Origin of the sequence: Synechococcus sp. R55.7, from assembly GCF_047461955.1 — a bacterium.
Lineage (GTDB): Bacteria > Cyanobacteriota > Cyanobacteriia > Thermostichales > Thermostichaceae > Thermostichus.
In genome coordinates this window covers 4,530-6,182 of the sequence record NZ_JANSIC010000128.1, presented here as the reverse complement: position 1 = coordinate 6,182, position 1,653 = coordinate 4,530, and the positions used below count along the sequence as shown (strand labels likewise).

At 57.4% G+C, this 1,653-nt stretch carries 2 protein-coding genes; both read left to right on the top strand.

Annotated features, from left to right (window positions below; genetic code table 11):
* Positions 1-263: 263 nt before the first annotated feature.
* Positions 264-1,034 carry a DUF4397 domain-containing protein gene (locus NW820_RS08105; RefSeq protein WP_414351985.1) on the top strand — a complete coding sequence of 257 codons (771 nt, stop codon included), beginning with the start codon at positions 264-266 and terminating at the stop codon, positions 1,032-1,034.
* A 183-nt stretch (positions 1,035-1,217) separates the two neighbouring features.
* Positions 1,218-1,653 (top strand): FAD-dependent thymidylate synthase (locus NW820_RS08100; protein ID WP_414407196.1); only part of this gene is annotated, 436 nt, incomplete at its 3' end.

Genomic DNA, 1,653 nt, shown 5'->3' with positions numbered 1-1,653 from the left:
CAGCCAGGGATCCCTGCCCCCAACCCAGATCCTGCAGGTGGGGCCGAGTCCGGTGATTTGCCTTTGGTTTAGTTAATTAGTTAAAAGGAACTAGATCCCAACCCGTTCCATAGCTCTATGGCATTGGGCGCAAAAGTGGAGTAAGACAAGAGCAGGTTCCTTGGCGTGCCAATGGGAACTTTTGGGGAGCGAGAGTGCCCTCCTTGGGTTTGCAGAAATACAGCAGTTCGATCCCTGATGAGCGTTGGGTGTGAGGAGTAGGAGTGAGCGTGAACATGGTGCGACAGTGGGTGAGCGCAGTACTCTGCGTGGTGGGTGGATCGTTGATGTCGGGGCTTTTGTCCGGCTGTGCCATCCCGATGCCTTCGGCATCTGCGGGAGTTTCTGAAGTCCAAGTGCGCTTGGTGCATGTGGCCCCCAATGCCCCTCGGATCGACTTGGAAGTGGGAGGGGTGAGAGCTGCTCGGGGCATAGCCTATGGCTCGGTGAGCGAGTACGTGCGCATACCGGCGGGCGAGTACGACATTGTTTTGTTTTCAACGCCTGAGAACCCTGGCCAGCCTGCGAGTTCTTTGGTTGCGGCCAGAACCGTAGCCAATCTCAGGGGCGGGGGAGTGTTCTCGGTGGTGGCCGCCAACGAGCCGAATCGCATGACGGCCCTGGTGCTGGAAGACAACATCCATCCGCCCTTTGATCAAGCCCTGGTGCGGTTTGTCCACGCTGCCCCTGATGCGCCGGCCCTGCAATGGCAAGGGGAGCAAGGGCGGGTACTGCTGCCCCAGTTGGCGTTTGGACAAGTATCCACCTTTCAAGCTATGCGCCCCGGCTTTACCCAAATTCAAGTGGCCATAGCCCCTTCAGCCTCCGCGCCAGGTGTGCAGTCGGCTCCCAGCCGGAGCATTCCCCTGCAGCGGTTTGACCTGCAGCTGGAGGCGGGGAAAGTCTATACCCTCTATGTAGCGGGATTGTTGCGCAGCAATCCGGCCCTAAGCCTGGTGCTGGCAGAGGAAACTCGAGCTCGCAGGCTCCTATAGCCAAGGTGTTTCGGTCTCTCTTCTCCTTACACTGAGTTAAGGAATACCTCAGGGTGGGGGCAGATAGGGAATATGCTCTGTGGTGGAGCAGGCCAATGCCGTTGGCGTTCTCCGCTGCCAATATGATCTTACAAGGATCTCAGAATCCTAACATGCGGTGCGAAGCACTAGGGGATGCAGCCTGTGGATGCTTTGTTTCAAGTTGTGGTGCTGAATCAAACCCCAGATCCAGAACGGGTCATCTACCAGGCAATGCACCAGGATTACAGCCCTGATTTTGTCACCTCAGAAAGCCGGATCCCGGAAAAGTATGGAGAGGCCGTGGTGCGGCATTTGCTGGAGGGCAACCGTGGCCACTATGGGCCTCTAGAGCATCCTCAGATCACGTTTGGGGTAGGCTATTTTCCCCATGCTGTCATGCAACAGGCCCGTACTCATCGGGTGGGAATTTCTTTTGATGTTCAATCCTTCCGATATACAGGCCAGCAAATTGCCGATTTGGGCAAAAAGCTCTTGTTCGCGTCAGCGGTGCGGAGCACAACCGAGACTGCTGCTCCTGTTGGCGAGACCGGCTACGGTTGCGTCAGCGATCGCGTCAGCGGGCCGGAGGCCTATCGCG